Below are 17,970 nucleotides of genomic sequence, written 5' to 3'. Positions count from 1 at the left end.
CTTGCTCAGGGGCTCGGCTTGCTCAAGGCTCGGCGCGCTCTGCCGGCTTGCTTTCGAGGCGGTCCGCTGCCGGCCGGCCACTCATTGACCGGCGTGCTTCACTGGGCCGGTGAGCGACATGAATCGCGAACCCGCCCCCGGCGATGCCCCGACCAGCCATTTCTCGGCCGGCCGAGCTCATCGTCAGCCCGCCGGAGAGCCAACAACCGGCGATTCGGCAGCGGACGCTCCGACAGTCGACACCTCCGCGACAGACCCTCTTGGACCCGGCACGCCTGAAACCGGCTCGCCTGAAACCGGAACTCCTGAACCCGGAACTCCTGACATCGGCGCTCCCGGGACCGCGGGTCCTAGGACCGGCGCTCGCCCGACCGGCGCTCGCCCGACCGGCGCTCGCCCGACCGGCGCTCGCCCGACCGACGCTCCTGGGACCGACGCTCCTGGGACCGACGCTCCTGGGACGAGCGCCCCCGGCGCCGGGACATCTGAAACCGGCGCTCCTGGGAGCGACTCTGCGACCGGGAGCGCTGCGACTGGCGCTTCCGGAACTGGCGCTCCCAGAACTGGCCTTGAGGGGACTGCGGGGGAAGCTGACGAGCCGGAGGACTGGGCCGGGCCGGCGGGGCGGCGAGCGGCCAGGCGGACGGGGCGGCGTGGGTTCGCGGAGGCTGGCGACAGCGCGCCGAGCGCGGTCGGCTCGGCAGGCACGGCGGACAGCGGGTCGGGCAGCGCGGGCTCGGGCAGCGCGGGCTCGGGCAGCGCGGGCTCGGGCAGCGCGGGCGATGGTCGGGGTGGGACCTCGGGGCGGCGGCGTGGGCGGCGCAAGATGTGGCAGTTGGGGGCGGCTGCGGAAGGGCCGCTTGATGAGCTGCAGGCGCGACGGCGGCGGTGGTTTCTGGTCGGGATCGCGGTTGCGGCGGGCATCGTCGTGGTGGCGCTCTGTGCGGGCACATTGTCCGTGGTGTCGGCGATCCGGGGGGTCAAGGAGCGGGCGTCGGATGCTCGGGAGGTGCGCGAGCGGCGGGCGACCGACTGCCTGAGACTGGAGCAGCGGCTGAATCGGCTCACCCCGCCCGGCTCGACGCCTGGGCCGGCGGCTCGTGCCACGGCGATTCGCGACGAGAACGCGGCACTTCGCATCTATCTTGACGAACTGGACAGTCAACGGGATCAGGATGCGTGGCGACAACTGCTCGACGCTCGCACAGTGTTCGCCGACGCACTCGACAAGCAGGCTAGATCCCGTACACCAGCGTTTTATGTCGAACCCCGGACCGCCGCCGGCCTGGCCGTGTCCGATGAGCTCGCCCGCTGGTCGCCGGCGCCCTGCGCCGGAGCGGTCCGGCGGTTGGCGGCACCGGAGCTCTAGCAAGATCCATTACCTTGTTTGCGCACGTCGATGTGAGCGGGGCTCAAATTTGTGACCTGGCTGACCTCCCTGATCGGCAAAGTGTCGGACCCTCGGCGTAACGTGTGCCCCACATCACGCACCTAGGGCGGCTGGCGGGTTCGCCCGTTACCGCCGAGTCACTGGTTAGGCACGTCAGGGAGATCGAATGACGACGACGGCAACGAGGCCGGACGATGGGCGCAGTCGCGCCGCGATCGCGGCGAAGACGTTGCGCACCGACCGATGGTGGCTCCCCCCACTCATCACCTTTCTGGGCCTCGCGGCATGGGTCACTTATGCGACCGTCCGCGTCTTCATGCACAAGTGGTATTACGTCGACGACTACCACTACTTGACGCCGTTCTATTCGCCCTGTCTCACCGATCGGTGCGTCGAGGGTTCCGCCGAGTTCGGCACCCCGCTGCCCTCGTTCTGGCTCATTCCCGAAGCGGCGTTCACCCTGCCGTTCCTGCTGCTCTTCCGGCTGACGTGCTATTACTACCGGAAGGCGTACTACCGGGCGTTCTGGCTGTCGCCGCCGGCCTGCGCCGTGCCCGACGCACACCAGAAATACACGGGCGAGACCCGTTTCCCGCTGATCTTCCAGAACATCCACCGCTATGCGTTCTATGCGGCCGGGATCATCTCGCTGATCAACACGTGGGACGCGGTCCGGTCGTTCCACAGCCCGGGCGGATTCGGCTTCGGGCTGGGCAACATCATCCTGGTCGCCAACGTCGTGATGCTGTGGGCCTACACGCTGTCCTGCCACTCCTGCCGGCACATCGTCGGCGGGCGGCTCAAGCATTTCTCCAAACACCCGTTGCGCTACCGGTTCTGGCTGCTCGTGTCCAAGCTGAACGCCCGGCACATGATGCTGGCCTGGATCACGCTGGGCACGCTCGCGCTGACCGACTTCTACATCATGGCGCTCGAGGCCGGCTGGTTCTCCGACCTGCGCTTCGTGGGCTGAGGGGACGACGACGATGACCACACGCATCGAACGGCACCACTACGACGTCGTCGTGATCGGGGCCGGCGGCGCCGGCCTGCGCGCGGCGATCGAGGCCCGGCTCGCCGGCAAGCGCACCGCGATCATCTCGAAGTCGCTGTTCGGCAAGGCGCACACGGTGATGGCCGAGGGCGGCGCGGCCGCCGCCATGGGCAACGCGAACTCCAAAGACAACTGGATGGTGCACTTCCGCGACACCATGCGCGGCGGCAAGTTCCTCAACAACTTCCGGATGGCCGAGCTGCACGCCAAGGAAGCGCCGGAGCGCATCTGGGAGCTGGAGACCTACGGTGCGCTCTTCGACCGCACCAAGGACGGCAAGATCTCCCAGCGCAACTTCGGCGGGCACGAATACCCGCGCTTGGCGCATGTCGGTGACCGTACGGGTCTGGAACTCATCCGTACGCTGCAGCAGAAGATCGTCTCGCTGCAGCAGGAAGACTTCGCCGAGACCGGCAGCTACGACTCGCGCATCAAGGTCTTCGCCGAGACCACGATCACCGAGTTGCTGCTCGACGGCTCGGAGTCGGCCGACGGTGGCGCGGTCAAGGTGGCCGGCGCGTTCGGCTACTACCGCGAGACCGGCGAGTTCCTCCTGTTCGAGACCCCGGCCGTGGTGCTCGCGACCGGCGGGGTCGGACGCAGCTACAAGGTGACGTCGAACTCCTGGGAATACACCGGTGACGGCCACGCCCTCGCGCTGCGGGCCGGCGCGACGCTTATCAACATGGAGTTTCTCCAGTTCCACCCGACCGGCATGGTCTGGCCGCCGAGCGTCAAGGGCATCCTGGTCACCGAGTCGGTCCGGGGTGACGGCGGGGTGCTGCGCAACTCCGACGGCAAGCGCTTCATGTTCGAGTACGTCCCCGACGTCTTCCGCAAGCAGTACGCGGAGACCGAGGAGGAAGCCGACAGGTGGTACACGGACCCCGAGAACAACCGGCGTCCGCCCGAGCTGCTCCCCCGTGACGAGGTCGCCCGCGCGATCAACAACGAGGTCAAGGAGGGCCGGGGCACCCAGGCCGGCGGCGTCTTCCTCGACGTCTCCACCCGAATGCCGGCCGAGACCATCATCAAGCGCCTGCCGTCGATGCACCACCAGTTCAAGGAGCTGGCCGACGTCGACATCACGAAGCAGCCGATGGAGGTCGGTCCGACCTGCCACTACGTGATGGGTGGTGTCGAGGTCGACCCCGACTCCGCAGCCGCGGCCGGCAGTGTCATCGGCCTGTTCGCGGCCGGCGAGGTGTCCGGCGGCATGCACGGGTCCAACCGGCTCGGCGGCAACTCGCTGTCCGACCTGCTGGTCTTCGGCAAGCGGGCGGGCGAGCACGCGTCGGCCTATGTGGACGCGCTCGGCAAGCGGCCCAAGGTGGCCACGTCCGACGTCGAGGCGGCGCTGGAGGTGGCGCTGGCTCCGCTCAACCGGCAGGGCGGCGAAAACCCGTACACCTTGCAGCAGGATCTTCAGGCGGTCATGGGCGACCTGGTGGGCATCATCCGCCGGGAGGGCGAGCTGACCGACGCGCTCAAGCGGCTGCAGGAGCTCAAAGTCCGGGTGGCGAACGTCGGCGCGGCGGGCGGCCGGCAGTACAACCCGGGCTGGCATCTCGCGCTCGACCTGCGCAACATGATGGTCGTCTCGGAGTGCACCGCCAAGGCGGCGCTGGAGCGGGAGGAGTCGCGCGGCGGCCACACCCGCGAGGATTTCCCCGGCATGAACCCGAAGTGGCGCCAGGTGAACCTGGTCTGCTCGCTCGACAAGTCCGGTGACGTGCACCTCGAGCACAAGCCCCTGCCGAAGATGCGCGGTGAGCTGATCAACCTGTTCGACCGCACCGAGCTGGCGAAATACCTGACCGAGGACGAGCTGACCGAGTTCGACGCGCTGGAGGCGAAGTAATGGGCACCAAACGTCACTTCCGGGTCTGGCGCGGCGACCAGCAGGGCGGCGAGATCGAGGACTACGACGTCGAGGTGAACGAGGGCGAGGTCGTCCTCGACATCATCCACCGACTGCAGGCCACTCAGACGCCCGACCTGGCCTGCCGGTGGAACTGCAAGGCCGGCAAGTGCGGCTCCTGTTCGATGGAGATCAACGGCAAGCCGAAGCTCGGCTGCATGACGCGGATGTCCACCTTCGAGGAGGACGAGACCGTCACGATCACGCCGCTGCGCGCCTTCCCGGTCATTCGCGACCTGGTCACCGACGTCTCCTTCAACTACGAGAAGGCGCGCGAGACCCCGGCGTTCGCCCCGCCGGAGGGCGTCGCCCCGGGGCAATACCGGATGCAGCAGGTCGACGTCGAGCGCTCGCAGGAGTTCCGCAAGTGCATCGAGTGCTACCTCTGCCAGAACACCTGCCATGTGGTCCGCGACCACGAGGAGAACAAGGCGGCATTCGCCGGGCCGCGCTTCTTCATCCGGGCGGCCGAGCTCGACATGCACCCGCTGGACGCTCGCGAGGACCGGAAAGAGTACGCCCAGGCGCACCAGGGCCTCGGATATTGCAACATCACCAAGTGCTGCACCGAGGTGTGCCCGGAGCACATCAAGATCACTGACAACGCGATCATCCCGATGAAGGAACGCGTCGTCGACCGTCGCTACGACCCGCTGGTCTGGCTCGGCCGCAAGATCTTCCGGCGGGACGAACTGGAGCACGCCGGGTCGGGTCGAGGCGGCGAGTCGATGGCGCCGAGCACCTCCACCGGCGTGACCGGGGTGGCGGCAGGCACGCCGTACTCCAGCGCCCGCGGACCCGAGGCGCCGGCGGTCCGTGACGACGGCCGGATGGACGTGGCCGAACTGCTCCTCCCGCAGCAGGGCGGACCGTCGCCGTTCGGCGACGACCAGGAGTTCCCGCTCCCGCCGGGTGGGCTCGTCTACAACCACCCCTCGCCGGACAAGGACGAGGCCGACCCGCACTGACCCGATCGGCCGCCGGCCTTGCGGCCGGCGGCCGTTTCGCCTACGCCAGTTCTGGCGGCCGTTTCGCCTACATCGCGGTCTACCTAGGCCGGTTTGCCGGCGGCCAGCCAGCTCTCGAGGCCGTCGAGGAGCCGCTCGAGGCCGAAGGCGAAGGCCTCGGTCCACATCCGCTCCGGGTCGTCCAGCGTGGCATTTTCCTTGCGCCACCGGTCGTAGTTCGGGCTGTCGGCGGAGACCCTGTCGAGTAGCGGCTTCAGCTGCTCGGCCATCTCCTCGACCGGCATGCCGGCGCGTTTGGTGGCCGTCACGACCGCGGCCTGGGTGGTGGCCGAGCCAAGCGCGTGCGCGTGGATCATCGAGCTGACGTGCGAGACCTCGAGGCCGCTGAAGCCGGCTTCGGTGAGCAGCGCCACGCTGCGCTCACCCATGCGCATCGCATTGGGGCCGAGAGTCGGCTTGGTGCCGAACAGGCCAAGCACCCACGGGTGCCGCAGGAACGCGGCACGCATGCCGTTGGCCATCACCGACAGCGCCATCCGCCAGTGGGTGTCACCCGGCTCGGGCACGTAGATCTCGCCGAGCACCTCGTCGACGACGAGTTCGAGCAGGTCATCCTTGGTTGCCACGTGCCAGTAGAGCGAGGTCGCGCCGGCGCCGAGGCGGGTGCCGAGCCGGCGCATGCTCAGGCCGGCGAGGCCCTCCTCGTCGAGCATCGCCAACGCCGCCCGCACGATCTGCGCCCGGTCGAGAGTGGGCTGACCGGCCCGCTTGCGCGTTGGTGGGCGCAGCCACACCGAGTCGAAGAACAGCTCAGCCATGGCATCAGTCTATCGAGGGTCGAACAAGGTGCGATCTCAATGGTACGGTGTGCGAGTAACTCGAACACCGTACGAGGGATCTCATGACTGAACGCAATCCCCACAGGTGGCTGATCCTTGGTGTGCTCTGCCTGAGCCTGCTCGTCGTCGTGATCGACAACATGGTTCTCAACATCGCGATCCCGGCCCTGATCCGCGATCTGGGGGCCAGCTCCTCCGACATCCAGTGGATCATCGACTCGTACATCCTGGTGTTCGCCGGCCTGCTGCTCACCGCCGGCAGCCTCGCCGACCGACACGGCCGGCGTCGCGGCCTGGTCATCGGGCTGACCGTCTTCGGTGGAGCCTCGATCCTGGCCGTCGTCTGTCAGACCCCGGGTCAGCTGATCGCGGTCCGCGGCCTGATGGGCGTCGGTGCCGCGTTCCTCATGCCCGGCACCCTGTCGATCCTCACCACCGTCTTCGACGACGAGGAGCGCAAGAAGGCCATCGCCATCTGGACCTCGGTGTTGATGCTCGGTGCGCTCGGCGGCCCGACCGCGGGCGGCTTGCTGCTGGAGCATTTCTGGTGGGGCTCGGTGTTCTTGATGAATATCCCGGTCGCCGCGCTCGGAGTGGTGGCGGCGCTGGCGGTCATCCCGGAGTCGCGCGGTCCCGCCGGCCGTCCTGACCTGGTCGGCGCGCTGCTGTCGATGATCAGCACGACAGCAGTGGTGTGGGGCGTCATCAGCTCGGCCAAGGAGGGCTGGGCGTCGGCGCAGACGCTGAGCGGGTTCGTGATCGCCGTGCTCGGACTTACCGCGTTCGCCGTCTGGGAGCGGCGGGTCGCCGAGCCGATGCTGCCGCTCTCCCTCTTTCGTAATCGGAACTTCGCCGGTGCCAGCCTCTCGCTCGTGCTGCTGTCCTTCTCGGCCGGCGGCACGCTCCTGGCCCTCACCCAATACCTTCAGTTCGTCCTGGACTACCCGCCGGCGAAAGCCGGCCTCGCCTTCATCCCGATGATCGTCACTACGATGATCTGCAATGGCCTCGGCGTGGTCGTCGACAAGAAGCTCGGCGCCCGGGTCGCCCTTACCTCCGGTCTGTTGCTGATGGCAGCCGGCTTCGTCGTGATCGCCACGCTCGAACCGGGGGACGGCTTCCTGCACCTGGCCACCGCGATGATCCTGATGGGCGCGGGCAGTGGCGTGGCTGGTCCGGCCGCTGTCGGCACCCTGCTCAGCGCCCTGCCGCCGGAGCGCGCCGGGGTCGGATCGGCAGTCAACGACACTGTGCAGCAGGTCGGAGCGGCACTCAGCGTGGCCGTGCTGGGCAGCATACTGGCGACGGGATACCGGGCATCGATGCCGTCCGACGTCACCGAACAGGCGCGGGAATCGATCGGCGATGCATTGCGGATCGCGGCCCGGACCGGCGACACGGCCCTGGCCGAGCTCGCCAAGGCGGCCTTCGTCGACTCGTTGTCGATCACTGCGATGGTCGGCGTGGTGGGCGGGATCGCGGCAGCCATCGTCGCCGTCTCGGCTCTCCGCCCCAAGCCGGACGCCCCTGCCTCCACGTCAACCGCGCCCGATGAAGCCGCCGTGGCCGCCGAGCACTGACCCAGCGATCCCGACCAAAGTCAATAATCGAACGGATGTACTAGCATTATCCCGTGACCAGCAACTATCAACCGTCGATGCTCGATCTCGCGGCCGGGTCGGCACCCGCTCTCGAGCCGCTCGCGGGCCGGATCGTCCGGCATCAGCTGACCGTCGGGGCGTGGGTCGACGTGCTGCCCGGCTGGATGCAGGGTTCCGACGAGGTCTTCGAGACGTTGCTGGGCATCGACTGGCGAGCGGACCGCCGCCAGATGTACGACAACGTCGTCGATGTCCCCCGGTTGCTGCGGTGGTTCGGCGGTGACGAGCAACTGCCCCATCCCGCGCTCACGAGGGCGAAGGCGATGCTTTCCGCCCACTACGCCGAGGAGTTGGGCGAGGAGTTCGTGACAGCCGGCATGTGCCTCTACCGAGACGGCCGCGACAGCGTCGCCTGGCACGGCGACACCCTGGGCCGCTCCGCCCGCCACGACACCATGGTCGCCATCCTGTCCCTGGGCGCCCCGCGCCAGCTGTCCCTGCGCCCCCGCGCCGGCGGCCACGACACGCTCCGCTTTCCCCTTGGACACGGCGACCTGATCGTCATGGGCGGCTCATGCCAGCGCACCTGGGAGCACGCCATCCTGAAAACCGCAAAGCCCGTGGGGCCGCGCGTGAGCATCCAGTTCCGCCCGATCAACGTCGCCTGAGGCGCTTGCCGGTAGCTGAGCACGGCAAGGAGGGCCAGTCCGAGCCGCCGGAAAAGGCGTGACCCGGGAGCCCGCCGAGGCGCCACGACCAGGCACGACCGGGGCGCCGCCTCGATGCGGCGTGACCGTGGATGCCGGGCGCCCCGCCGGGGCGAATTCGACGAGGTCGATGTCTGGGTGGGCGAAATCCCGCGTGGGTTGATTGGTCTTAGTCGATTCATGTGCGGGGCTTGTTACGGACAAGTAACGAAAAGGTTGACGTCCGGGCGGGGAAAGTTACACTGCCAGTGTAAATAGTTGACCATCGCTCTCTCCACTTCGGACGTCTGCCGGTTGACTGGGAGGTGACCTTGTCCACGCATGTTGAGCAGGGGCTTTCGCTGCACGACATCACGGTTCGCTTCGGTGGGCTGGTGGCTCTCGAAGACGTCTCGCTGCGGGTTTCGCCCGGGCGGGTGGTGGGGGTGATCGGGCCGAACGGGGCGGGGAAGACGACGCTCTTCAATGTGGTGTGCGGGTTCGCGGTGCCGCAGTCGGGGTCGATCACGCTCGACGGGAAAGCGTTCAGCCCCAAGCCGCATCAGCTTGCCCGGCACGGGATCGCTCGCACGTTGCAAGGGGTCGGGCAGTTCAACGGGATGACGGTGCTCGAGAACGTGCTCGTCGGGGTGCGGCACCGGGGGGCGGGCACGGCGGCGGCCTACGAGGCCCTGGAGCGTTGCGGGGTGGCGGACGTCGCCGACGCGTACCCGGCCTCGCTGCCCAATGCCCGGCGCAAGCGGGTCGAACTTGCTCGGGCCCTCGCGTCGCGGCCCCGGATTTTGATGCTCGACGAGCCGGCCGGTGGGCTCGACGGCGCCGAGATCGACTGGCTGGCCGAGTTGATCAAGGCGGTGGATACCACGGTTCTGCTGGTGGAGCACCACATGGACCTGGTCATGTCGGTGTGCGACGAGATTCTGGTCCTCGACTTCGGCAAGCCGATCGCGCTCGGCTCCCCGGCCGAGATCCGGGCCGACGACAAGGTCACCGAGGCCTACCTGGGGACGGCGGCGTGAGCGGGCCCAGGCCGCCGCTTCTTCGGATCGACGGGCTCAGCGCGGGCTACGGCGGGGCGGCGCCGGTGCTTCGGGACGTCAGCCTCACGGTCGAGAGCAAACAGATCGTTGCGGTGCTGGGGGCGAACGGGGCGGGCAAGACGACCCTTTTGCGTACGGTCTCGGGCCAGCTCCGCAGCAGCGCCGGCCGGGTCGTCTTCGACGGGGTGGATCTGCGCGGGGTCAAGGTCGAGCGGATGGTGCGGCACGGCATCGCGCATGTCCCGGAGGGGCGCGGCGTCGTCACCGAGCTGACCGTGGACGAGAACCTGCAGCTGGGCGGGCTGTGGCGGAAGCCCCGGCCGGCGCTCGACGACATCTACGACCTGTTCCCGGCGCTGGCCCGGCGCCGCGGCCACCTCGGGCACCAGCTGTCCGGTGGGGAGCGGCAGATGCTGGCGATCGGCCGGGCGCTGGCCGCCGAGCCGCGGCTGTTGTTGCTCGACGAGCCGTCGCTGGGGCTGGCGCCGAAGATCACCGCGCAGATCATGGCGCTGCTTCGGGACCTGCGGGATCGCACGGGGCTGGCGGTGCTGCTGGTCGAGCAGAACGTGCGCAGCGCGCTGTCCGTGGCCGACGAGGGGCTGGTGCTCTCGCTGGGCCGGGTGGTCACCCGCAACGACGCGGCGACGCTGGCCGGCGACGCCGACCTCCGACACGCGTTTCTGGGGTTCTGACCGTGGACCGATTCCTTTATCTGACATTCGACGGGCTCAGCCGGGGTGCGGTCTACGCGGCGTTCGCGCTGGCGCTCGTGCTGATCTGGCGGGCGGCCCGGATCGTGAACTTCGCACAGGGCGCCATGGCCGTGGCCACGGCCTATGCCGGTTACTCGGTGGCCAACGCGACCGGCTCCTACTGGCTCGGCTTCCTCACTGCTGTCGTCGCCGGGCTGCTGCTCGGGGCGGTGGTCGAGCGGGTGGTGATGCGGTTCGTCGACCATTCGTCGCCGCTCAACGGGGTGGTGGTGGCTCTCGGTCTCGTCCTGATCATCCAGGGGGTGCTGGGGATGATCTACGGCAACGAGTTCCGGCCGGTCGAGGCCCCGTTCAGCCGGGACGCGTTCCTGATCGGCGGCGTCGCCCTGCTCTCGCGGTACGACCTGTTCGTGTTCGCCGCGGTGGGTGCGGTGGTCGTTCTGCTCACGCTTCTTTTCACCCGTACGCCTACCGGACTGCGCATGCGGGCGGCCGCGTTCGCCCCCGACGTCTCGCGCCTGCTCGGCGTTCCGGTCGGCGGCATGCTGACCCTGGGCTGGGCGCTGGCGGCGGCGGTCGGTTCGCTGGCCGGGATGCTCGTGCTCCCGACCGAGCTGGGCCTGCACCCGAACGCGATGGATCTCCTGTTCATCTCGGCGTTCACGGCAGCGGTGCTGGGTGGCCTGGACAGCCCGGTCGGCGCGGTGGTGGGCGGCCTGGTGGTGGGACTGGTGCTGGCCTACGTGAGCGGCTACTTCGGCGCCACGGTCGCTCCGATGGCGGTCCTGTTCCTGCTCGTGGCCGTCCTGCTGACCCGGCCGGCCGGACTGTTCGCCAAGGCGAAGGCGAGGACCGCATGACAACCGTGGCCATACCCGAAAAGGTCGAGCGGAGACGAGTGCCTACCCGGCGGCGAGTCAGCCCGCTGCTGGTCGTGCTTGTCGCCGCGGCCGTGATCGCGGTCCTCACCTACACCCTGCCGCCGTTCCGGAACTACCAGCTGGCGACCATCGGTGCGTACCTCTGCGTGACCGCGGGACTGACGGTCCTCACCGGACTCAACGGCCAGCTCTCGCTCGGGCACGGCGCCCTCATGGCGACCGGCGCCTACACCCTCGCCCTGATGCAGAACCGCTTCGACATGCTGGTCCTGGGCCTGGCGGCGGCGATCGTCGTGACCACCGCGGTCGGCGCGATCATCGGCTTGGCGGCGGCCCGGCTGCGCGGTCCCTACCTGGCCGGCCTGACCCTGGCGGTGGCGGTCGTGGTCCCGTCGATCACCAGTACGTTCGACGAGACGTTCAACAGTGATCAGGGTCTGACCGTCGCGCTCGAACCGCCGCCCGGCACGATCGGGGTCGAGCAGTGGCAGGCCTGGCTGTGCTGGGGTGCCGCGCTGGTCACGGTGCTGCTCCTGGCGTACGCGATCCGTGGTCGTTTCGGCCGTGACCTGCGTGCCGTACGCGATGACGAGACCGCCGCCAAGCTCGCCGGGGTCGGCGTCGCCCGTACCCAGGTCCTGGCCTTTGTCGTCTCCTCGGCCTGCGCCGGTCTGGCCGGTGCCCTTTTCGCCGTGCTCGCCCAGAGTGTCTCCCCCGGCGCGTTCCCGCTGACGCTGTCGCTGTTCCTGCTGATGGCGATCGTGATCGGCGGACTCGGCCGGCTGTCGGGCGCGGTGATCGGCGCCTTTCTGCTGGTGGCGCTTCCTTCGGTGGCGCAGTCGATCGCCGAGGACGCCGGCTCGCAACGGCTGGAGGGCAACCTCGCGCTCACCTTCTTCGGCGTCGTGCTCGTCGTCGTCATGCTGGCCGCCCCCGGCGGCCTGGCATCCCTGCGGTTCCCCACAAAGCAGGCATCCCTGCGGTTCCCGACAAAGAAGGCGTCCCTGCGGTTCCCGAGAAAGAAGCAGAAAGGCCAAGAATGAGACGCACCGCGACCGTCCTCGCCGCGCTGCTGCTGGCCGCCGGCTGCAGCAACGGAAACAGCTCCGGTGGTGGCAGCGGCGACACCCCCGGCGTGACCGACTCCGAGATCGTCGTCGGCACGCACATGCCGCTCACCGGCCCGGCTGCGGCCGGGTACTCCAAGATCGCGCCGGCCACCAAGGCCTACTTCGACTACGTCAACGCGAACGGCGGCGTGTACGGCCGCAAGATCACTTACAAGATCATGGACGACGGCTACAACCCGGCGAACACCCAGCAGGTCGTGCGGCAACTGGTGCTCCAGGACAAGGTCTTCGCCATCCTGAACGGGCTCGGCACGCCCACGCACACCGGCGTGCTCGACTTCCTCAAGACCAACCGGGTGCCCGACCTGTTCGTGGCGAGCGGTAGCCGCAGCTGGAACCAGCCGGACAAATATCCCGGGACGTTCGGCTTCAACCCGGACTACACGGTCGAGGGCAAGATCCTCGCGACCCACGTCAAGGAGACCTACCCCGGCAAGAAGGTCTGCTTCCTCGGGCAGGACGACGACTTCGGCAAGGACAGCCTGGTCGGCGTCGAGAAGGTCCTCGGCCCGGTCGCGGCCAAGCAGACCTACGTGACGAGCAACCCCAACGTCGGCCCGCAGATGGGCGCATTCAAGGCCGCTGCCTGCGACGTCATCATCCTGGCCACCATTCCCGGCTTCACCGCGCTGTCCATCGGCACCGCCGCGAAGATCGGCTTCAAGCCGCAGTTCGTGGTGAGCAACGTCGGCTCCGACCCGACCACCCTGACCAAGACGCTGGGCCAGGCGGCGGGACTGCTCGAGGGCGTGGTGGCGGCCGGTTATCTGCCGCTGGCGAACGACGACGCGAACCCGTGGATCCAGCTCTTCAAGAAGGTCAACACCGAGCACAACGCCAACGCCGAATTCGACAACAACGTCGTGTACGGCATGTCGGTCGCGTACCTTTTCGTCCAGTCGTTGCAGGGCGCCGGCAAGGACCTCACCCGCGACAAGCTGACCGCCGCAGTGGTGAATGGCGGCTTCACCGGGCCGGGCCTGGTGTCCGTGCGGTACTCGGACAAGGATCACTCGGGGTACGGCGGTGAGCAGCTGACCAAGATCACCGGAGGCAAGGCGGCCTACTTCGGTACGCCCTACCAGACCGACGACGGCGACGGGCCGGTCACCGCGTACTCCGGGGCGGCGGTCACGCCTCCACAGAACGGAATTCCTACGGCACAGTAACGTCTGAGATCGAATCGAAAAGCGGACGACGTCTGAGATCGAACAGATAAGCGAACAAGGGAGCGGCGATGGCGGACCAAGTGGCGATCGTGACCGGAGCCAGCCGGGGAATCGGCTTCGCCATCGCACAACGCTTCGTGGCCGAGGGTTACCGGGTGGCGATCACCGGGCGTAACGCGGAGGCCCTGGACCAGGCGGCCAAGGATCTCGGTGGTCCCGAGGTCGCGATCGGCATCGCCGGCAAGGGCGACGACGCCGACCATCGCGCCGAGGTGATCGACACCGTGCTCGGCCAGTACGGCCCGATCACCACGCTGGTCAACAACATCGGCATCAACCCGGCATACGGGCCGCTCGGCTCGCTCGACCTCGGCGCCGCCCGCAAGATGATCGACGTGAACGTCCTCGGCACGCTCGGCTGGGTGCAGGAAGCCCTACGTGGCGGGCTCACCGAGGGCGGCTCGATAGTCAACATCTCCTCGGTCTCCGGGGTCCGCCCGGCGCCCGGCATCGCGTTCTACGGCGTCACCAAGGCCGCCCTGATCCACCTCACCGAGGAGCTGGCCGTCGAGCTGGCCCCCAAGGTGCGGGTCAACGCGGTCGCCCCGGCGGTGGTCAAGACCAAGTTCGCGACCGCCCTCTACGAGGGGCGCGAGGAAGAGGTCGCGGCCACCTATCCGCTGCGCCGGCTCGGCGTGCCGGAGGACGTGGCCGGCACGGTCGCCTTCCTCTGCGGGCCGGACGCCGCCTGGATCACCGGCCAGACCATCGTCATCGACGGCGGCGTGACCCTGACCGGGGCGGTCCAGTGAGCGGGCCCGATGCGGGGAGCCGGCCCGAGGCGGGGAGCCGGCCCGAGGCGGGGAGCCGGCCCGAGGCGGGGAGCCGGCCCGAGGCGGCCCGGCGGGTCGTCGTCACCGGCGCCGGTGGTGGCATCGGGGCGGCGCTGGCCCGCCGGTTCGCAGCCGACGGGGCCGAGGTCGTCGTCAGCGACCTCGACGCGGCGGCGGCGCAGGCCGTGGCGTCCGAGATCGGCGGTCTCGCGGCGCCGGCCGACGCCGCGAACGAGGACGACACCCGGCGGCTGATCGAACTGGCCTGGGCCGAGCTCGGCGGCATCGACCTGTTCTGCTCCAACGCCGGCATGCTCAGCGTCGGCGACGAGAACACTCCCGACGACGACTGGGCCCGCTCCTGGAACGTCAACGTCATGTCGCACGTCCACGTCACCCGGCACCTGCTGCCGCGCTGGCTGGACCAGGACGGACCGCACCGGCTGCTGATCACGGTGAGCGCGGCCGGCCTGCTGTCGATCCTCGGCAGCGCGTCCTACGCCGTCACCAAACACGGCGCGCTTGCCTATGCCGAGTGGCTGCGAGCGACGTACGCCCATCGGGGTCTGATCGTGCAGGCTCTTTGCCCGCAGGGTGTGCGCACCGACATGCTGACGCGGGGCGAGACGAGCGGCAGCGCGAGCTCGACGATGCTGGCCGACGGTGCGCTCGAACCGGCCGAAGTGGCCGAGGTGGCGGCGAAGGCGCTCGACGGGGAGAACTTCCTGGTCCTACCGCATCCGGAGGTGGCCGAGTACTACCGGCTGCGGGCCGCCGACACCGACCGGTGGCTCGGTGGGATGAACAAGATCCAGCGGACGTTCGAGGGCGGCACCCGGTGAAGGGCCTCGACCTGGCCGCACTGCAGAAATATCTCGGCTCCGCGCGCGAGCTGACCGGGACGATGTTCGTGGGCGGGCGGTCCAACCTGACCTACGCGGTGACCGACGGCTCGCAGCGCTGGGTTCTGCGGCGCCCGCCGCTCGGGCACGTCCTGCCCACCGCGCACGACATGGTTCGGGAGCACCGGGTTCTGGAGGCGCTGTCGAAGGCCGGTTTTCCGGCGCCGCGTCCGGTGCTGCTCTGCACGGACATCTCGGTCATCGGTGCTCCGTTCTACCTGATGGAGCACGTCGATGGGCGGATCTATCGCGACGAATCGGACTTGGCGGCGCTCGGTGCCACCTCCTTGCACAGGTTGATCCTGTCGTTGGTGGACACCCTGGCCGACCTGCACGCGCTCGACCCGGCGGCGATCGGGCTCGCCGATTTCGGGCGCCCCGACGGCTTCAACCAACGGCAGGTCAGCCGGTGGAAGAAGCAGCTCGACGCCTCCCACAGCCGCGATGTCCCCGGCATCGAGGAGCTGCACGCCCGGCTGGCCGTGGACATCCCGGGCGGCGGGCCGGGCACGGTCGTGCACGGCGACTTCCGGCTCGACAACGTCCTGATCGGCGACCAGCTCGACGTCAAGGCGGTGCTCGACTGGGAGATGTCCACGCTCGGCGACCCGCTCAGCGACGTCGCCCTCATGCTTGTCTACGCGGAACTGCCGCTGCAGGTCGGTGACGGTGCGGCGACCGTACCGATGAAGGTGCCCGGACATCCCACGCTGCGCGAGATGAGTGACCGCTACGCGTCGCGCAGCGGACGCGATGTCAGCGACTTGCACTGGTACGTCGCGTTCGCCGCGTTCAAGCTCGCGGTGATCCTCGAGGGCGTGCACTACCGATATGTTCAAGGCCAGACGGTCGGTGCCGGTTTCGAGTCGATCGGCAACCTGGTCGGCCCGCTGGTGATGCGCGGCCACGAGGCGCTGGAGGGAAACTGATGGACTTCGACTTCGACGCCAAGACTTCGGACTACCAGAAGCGGTTGCTCGCCTTCATGGACGAGCACGTCTACCCCGCGGAGCCGTCGCTCGCCTCGCACGACGGCTGGGAACCGCCGGCCGTGCTGCCGTCGCTGCAGGCCGCCGCGCGCGGCGCGGGCCTGTGGAACCTCTTCCTGCCGGGCTCGAACGGCGCCGGCCTGACCAACCTCCAGTACGCCCCGCTCGCCGAGATCACCGGCCGCAGCCCGTCCCTGGCACCGGCCGCGCTCAACTGCGCCGCCCCCGACACCGGGAACATGGAGGTGCTGAACGAGTTCGGCTCCGCCGCGCAGCAGGAACAGTGGCTCCGGCCGCTGCTGGACGGGTCGATCCGCTCCGCGTTCGCGATGACCGAGCCGGGCGTCGCCTCCTCGGACGCCACCAACATCGGCACGCGGATCACCCGCGACGGCGACGAATACGTCATCACCGGCCACAAGTTCTACATTTCCGGCGCGATGAACCCGAACTGCAAAATCTTCATCGTGATGGGCAAAACCGACCCGGACGCCGCCCGCCACGTGCAACAAAGCATGATCCTCGTGCCCCGGGACACCCCCGGCGTGCGGGTCGAGCGCGGCATGCGGGTCTTCGGCTACACCGACGGAGATCACGGCGGGCATGCCGAGGTCTACTTCGATGACGTACGCGTACCCGTCGCGAACCTGATCGGCGAGGAGGGCAGCGGTTTCGCCATCTCGCAGGCGCGCCTCGGCCCCGGCCGCATCCACCACTGCATGCGCCTGATCGGGATGGCCGAACGCGCCCTGGAACTGATGTGCACGCGGGCGCTGGCTCGCACCCCGTTCGGCAAACCGCTCGCCGAGCAGGGCGTGGTGCAGGACTGGATCGCCGAGTCGCGGGTGCGCATCGAGCAGGCCCGCCTGCTCGTGCTCAAGGCCGCCTGGTTGATGGACACGGTGGGCAACAAGGGTGCGCACACCGAGATCCAGTCCATCAAGATAATCGTGCCCGCCACCACGGAATGGATCGTCGACAAAGCGATCCAGTCGTTTGGCGCGGCCGGTGTCGGGCAGGACACTCCATTGGCCGGCCTGTGGGCCGCCGCCCGCACCCTACGCCTCGCCGACGGCCCGGACGAGGTGCACAAACGCTCCCTGGCCAGACGGGAGTTGAACCGCTACCGGAGCGACAAGTGACTCAGAAAGTGGACGGCCGCACGGCCCGTTCCGAACGAACCCGCAACGCGATCGTCGACGCCCACCTGCAACTGATCCGCGACGGCGACCTGCGCCCCACCGCCGACCGGATAGCCAAACAGGCCGGGGTGTCGCTGCGCGCCCTGTGGTCCCACTTCGCCGACATGGAGGCGCTGTTCGCCGAAAGCGGCCAGCGCGTCCTGGAGTCGAGGGACGCGGCCCACCGGCCGATCTCCGCCAAGCTGCCGCTGCCCGACCGCATCGAGGCCTACTGCAAACAGCGCGCCCGCATGCTCGAGCAGATCACCCCGAACGCCAAGGCGTCGGCGGTGAAGGAGCCATTCTCCGAGGCGCTGCAGAAGTATCGAAAGCTGCACTTGGCGCGGGTACGCGAGGAGGTGTCGGCCCTCTTCGCCGCCGAACTGAAGGGCGACGAGGAGTTGCTGAACGCGGTCATCGCGATAAGCATGTGGTCCACGTGGTCGACCTGGCGCGACGTGATGGGCTTGTCCGCAACAACCGCGCGGGCAACCATGGCCCGCGCCATCACGGCCCTGTTGACCGTCGGACATTAGTGCGAGGTTGACCTCGGATCATGGTCTCCGGGCAGCCGGTCGACGGTCAGGCAGATCAGCGTGCCCTCCAGAACATGGTGGTCGCCTTTGTGGTCGAGCCACGCAGCTCGATG

17 protein-coding genes are annotated in these 17,970 nt (G+C 68.8%); 16 read left to right on the top strand and 1 reads right to left on the bottom strand.

What is annotated here, in order from left to right:
* The first annotated feature begins 826 nt into the window (after positions 1-826).
* The 4 genes from Afe05nite_RS02780 to Afe05nite_RS02765 all read left to right on the top strand — a co-directional run bounded on the left by Afe05nite_RS02780 (position 827) and on the right by Afe05nite_RS02765 (position 5,333).
* Complete coding sequence (locus Afe05nite_RS02780; protein WP_203815345.1) at positions 827-1,369, top strand: hypothetical protein; 543 nt, start codon at positions 827-829, stop codon at positions 1,367-1,369.
* A gap of 187 nt (positions 1,370-1,556) precedes the next feature.
* On the top strand, positions 1,557-2,363 hold the full coding sequence (gene sdhC / locus Afe05nite_RS02775; protein WP_203815344.1) for a succinate dehydrogenase subunit SdhC: 807 nt from the start codon (positions 1,557-1,559) through the stop codon (positions 2,361-2,363).
* 13 nt (positions 2,364-2,376) lie between these two features.
* Positions 2,377-4,305 (top strand): fumarate reductase/succinate dehydrogenase flavoprotein subunit, encoded by a 1,929-nt coding sequence (locus Afe05nite_RS02770; RefSeq protein ID WP_203815343.1) that lies wholly within the window; start codon positions 2,377-2,379, stop codon positions 4,303-4,305.
* Complete coding sequence (locus tag Afe05nite_RS02765; RefSeq protein ID WP_203815342.1) at positions 4,305-5,333, top strand: succinate dehydrogenase/fumarate reductase iron-sulfur subunit; 1,029 nt, start codon at positions 4,305-4,307, stop codon at positions 5,331-5,333. Before Afe05nite_RS02770 ends, Afe05nite_RS02765 begins: the two co-directional genes overlap by 1 nt.
* A gap of 83 nt (positions 5,334-5,416) precedes the next feature.
* Here the strand turns inward: Afe05nite_RS02765 and Afe05nite_RS02760 are convergent, their stop codons facing one another.
* A complete protein-coding gene (locus Afe05nite_RS02760; protein ID WP_203815341.1) occupies positions 5,417-6,151 on the bottom strand; it encodes a TetR/AcrR family transcriptional regulator in 735 nt (244 codons plus the stop codon).
* 83 nt (positions 6,152-6,234) lie between these two features.
* On the opposite strand from Afe05nite_RS02760, the gene Afe05nite_RS02755 reads away from it, so the two are divergent.
* The 12 genes from Afe05nite_RS02755 (at position 6,235) to Afe05nite_RS02700 (ending at position 17,857) form a co-directional block, all read left to right on the top strand.
* Positions 6,235-7,752, top strand: a complete 1,518-nt coding sequence (locus Afe05nite_RS02755; RefSeq protein ID WP_203815340.1) for an MFS transporter — start codon at positions 6,235-6,237, stop codon at positions 7,750-7,752.
* A 53-nt stretch (positions 7,753-7,805) separates the two neighbouring features.
* The gene (locus Afe05nite_RS02750; protein ID WP_239117499.1) at positions 7,806-8,441 is read left to right on the top strand and encodes an alpha-ketoglutarate-dependent dioxygenase AlkB; all 636 of its coding nucleotides are present in this window, start codon (positions 7,806-7,808) and stop codon (positions 8,439-8,441) included.
* Positions 8,442-8,791: 350 nt separating this feature from the next.
* Complete coding sequence (locus Afe05nite_RS02745; RefSeq protein ID WP_203815339.1) at positions 8,792-9,499, top strand: ABC transporter ATP-binding protein; 708 nt, start codon at positions 8,792-8,794, stop codon at positions 9,497-9,499.
* Positions 9,496-10,215 carry an ABC transporter ATP-binding protein gene (locus Afe05nite_RS02740; RefSeq protein WP_203815338.1) on the top strand — a complete coding sequence of 240 codons (720 nt, stop codon included), beginning with the start codon at positions 9,496-9,498 and terminating at the stop codon, positions 10,213-10,215. The genes Afe05nite_RS02745 and Afe05nite_RS02740 overlap by 4 nt, the downstream gene beginning before the upstream one ends.
* 2 nt (positions 10,216-10,217) lie before the next feature.
* Positions 10,218-11,096, top strand: coding sequence for a branched-chain amino acid ABC transporter permease (locus Afe05nite_RS02735; RefSeq protein ID WP_203815337.1), 879 nt, complete (start codon positions 10,218-10,220; stop codon positions 11,094-11,096).
* Complete coding sequence (locus Afe05nite_RS02730; protein ID WP_203815336.1) at positions 11,093-12,160, top strand: branched-chain amino acid ABC transporter permease; 1,068 nt, start codon at positions 11,093-11,095, stop codon at positions 12,158-12,160. Before Afe05nite_RS02735 ends, Afe05nite_RS02730 begins: the two co-directional genes overlap by 4 nt.
* Positions 12,157-13,416, top strand: a complete 1,260-nt coding sequence (locus Afe05nite_RS02725; protein ID WP_203815335.1) for an ABC transporter substrate-binding protein — start codon at positions 12,157-12,159, stop codon at positions 13,414-13,416. The genes Afe05nite_RS02730 and Afe05nite_RS02725 overlap by 4 nt, the downstream gene beginning before the upstream one ends.
* Positions 13,417-13,484: 68 nt before the next feature.
* Positions 13,485-14,228 carry an SDR family oxidoreductase gene (locus Afe05nite_RS02720; RefSeq protein ID WP_203815334.1) on the top strand — a complete coding sequence of 248 codons (744 nt, stop codon included), beginning with the start codon at positions 13,485-13,487 and terminating at the stop codon, positions 14,226-14,228.
* Positions 14,225-15,091, top strand: a complete 867-nt coding sequence (locus Afe05nite_RS02715) for an SDR family oxidoreductase (protein ID WP_203815333.1) — start codon at positions 14,225-14,227, stop codon at positions 15,089-15,091. Before Afe05nite_RS02720 ends, Afe05nite_RS02715 begins: the two co-directional genes overlap by 4 nt.
* Entirely contained in the window at positions 15,088-16,080 is a 993-nt protein-coding gene (locus Afe05nite_RS02710) for a phosphotransferase family protein (protein ID WP_203815332.1), read from the top strand. The genes Afe05nite_RS02715 and Afe05nite_RS02710 overlap by 4 nt, the downstream gene beginning before the upstream one ends.
* Positions 16,080-17,282: an acyl-CoA dehydrogenase family protein gene (locus tag Afe05nite_RS02705; protein WP_203815331.1), complete on the top strand. Its 1,203-nt coding sequence runs from the start codon at positions 16,080-16,082 to the stop codon at positions 17,280-17,282. The genes Afe05nite_RS02710 and Afe05nite_RS02705 overlap by 1 nt, the downstream gene beginning before the upstream one ends.
* Complete coding sequence (locus Afe05nite_RS02700; RefSeq protein ID WP_203815330.1) at positions 17,279-17,857, top strand: TetR/AcrR family transcriptional regulator; 579 nt, start codon at positions 17,279-17,281, stop codon at positions 17,855-17,857. The genes Afe05nite_RS02705 and Afe05nite_RS02700 overlap by 4 nt, the downstream gene beginning before the upstream one ends.
* The last annotated feature ends 113 nt before the right edge of the window (positions 17,858-17,970 follow it).

The sequence above is a fragment of the Paractinoplanes ferrugineus genome, from assembly GCF_016862195.1.
Classification (GTDB): domain Bacteria; phylum Actinomycetota; class Actinomycetes; order Mycobacteriales; family Micromonosporaceae; genus Actinoplanes; species Actinoplanes ferrugineus.
Note: the sequence above shows the minus strand (reverse complement) of the source record. Positions and strands in the feature narration are given on the sequence as shown.

Bases quoted from the DNA above. Each gene is read 5' to 3' on its own strand.
- Afe05nite_RS02780 (WP_203815345.1), top strand. From the start codon at position 827: ATGTGGCAGTTGGGGGCGGCTGCGGAAGGGCCGCTTGATGAGCTGCAG.
- sdhC (WP_203815344.1), top strand. From the start codon at position 1,557: ATGACGACGACGGCAACGAGGCCGGACGATGGGCGCAGTCGCGCCGCG.
- Afe05nite_RS02770 (WP_203815343.1), top strand. From the start codon at position 2,377: ATGACCACACGCATCGAACGGCACCACTACGACGTCGTCGTGATCGGG.
- Afe05nite_RS02765 (WP_203815342.1), top strand. From the start codon at position 4,305: ATGGGCACCAAACGTCACTTCCGGGTCTGGCGCGGCGACCAGCAGGGC.
- Afe05nite_RS02760 (WP_203815341.1), bottom strand. From the start codon at position 6,151: ATGGCTGAGCTGTTCTTCGACTCGGTGTGGCTGCGCCCACCAACGCGC.
- Afe05nite_RS02755 (WP_203815340.1), top strand. From the start codon at position 6,235: ATGACTGAACGCAATCCCCACAGGTGGCTGATCCTTGGTGTGCTCTGC.
- Afe05nite_RS02730 (WP_203815336.1), top strand. From the start codon at position 11,093: ATGACAACCGTGGCCATACCCGAAAAGGTCGAGCGGAGACGAGTGCCT.
- Afe05nite_RS02725 (WP_203815335.1), top strand. From the start codon at position 12,157: ATGAGACGCACCGCGACCGTCCTCGCCGCGCTGCTGCTGGCCGCCGGC.
- Afe05nite_RS02720 (WP_203815334.1), top strand. From the start codon at position 13,485: ATGGCGGACCAAGTGGCGATCGTGACCGGAGCCAGCCGGGGAATCGGC.
- Afe05nite_RS02705 (WP_203815331.1), top strand. From the start codon at position 16,080: ATGGACTTCGACTTCGACGCCAAGACTTCGGACTACCAGAAGCGGTTG.